Here is a 566-nt window from a genome sequence, read left to right as displayed (position 1 = left end):
TCTTCTGATTCAGTTTTCAGGGTGTAATTACTATACACTTCCTTAAGAGGAGGACAGATGTCCGAGCTGGTCGAAGGAGCACGATTGGAAATCGTGTAGGCGGGGTTAACTCGTCTCGTGGGTTCGAATCCCACTCTGTCCGCCATATAAGTGGCCCGTTGGAGAAGCGGCTTAACTCACATGCCTTTCACGCATGCATTCAGGGGTTCGAATCCCCTACGGGTCACCATCTTATTTTTAACAATCATCATGTTTTGTGACGTTGGAGCATTGCGGAGGATTAGCTCAGCTGGGAGAGCATCTGCCTTACAAGCAGAGGGTCGGCGGTTCGATCCCGTCATCCTCCATCATTGACAAATCAATGTAACTTTTACTATCGCGGGGTGGAGCAGTTGGCAGCTCGTCGGGCTCATAACCCGAAGGTCGCAGGTTCAAGTCCTGCCCCCGCAACCATTATTGTATTTGAACAACGTTGAGTTAATATCTTTGTCGGATGAAATCAGTGGTATTCAAATAGTGCAGCTCAAATAAAGAATTGTCATTCGGAGCCGTGGTGAAGTTGGAGT

The 566-nt window shown here is 48.2% G+C and carries 4 tRNA genes; all 4 read left to right on the top strand.

Annotated elements, in window-relative coordinates:
- Nucleotides 1-51: 51 nt before the first annotated feature.
- The 4 genes from HMPREF0083_RS07370 to HMPREF0083_RS07355 all read left to right on the top strand — a co-directional run bounded on the left by HMPREF0083_RS07370 (nt 52) and on the right by HMPREF0083_RS07355 (nt 453).
- Nucleotides 52-145 (top strand) — tRNA-Ser (locus HMPREF0083_RS07370).
- Nucleotides 146-152: 7 nt separating this feature from the next.
- Nucleotides 153-229, top strand: a tRNA-Glu gene (locus HMPREF0083_RS07365).
- Between the two features lie 45 nt (nt 230-274).
- A tRNA-Val gene (locus HMPREF0083_RS07360) sits at nt 275-347 on the top strand.
- Nucleotides 348-377: 30 nt separating this feature from the next.
- A tRNA-Met gene (locus tag HMPREF0083_RS07355) sits at nt 378-453 on the top strand.
- The last annotated feature ends 113 nt before the right edge of the window (nt 454-566 follow it).

It is taken from the genome of Aneurinibacillus aneurinilyticus ATCC 12856 (genome assembly GCF_000466385.1).
GTDB classification, from domain to species: Bacteria; Bacillota; Bacilli; order Aneurinibacillales; family Aneurinibacillaceae; genus Aneurinibacillus; species Aneurinibacillus aneurinilyticus.
This window is presented reverse-complemented; position numbering and strand designations above follow the sequence as displayed.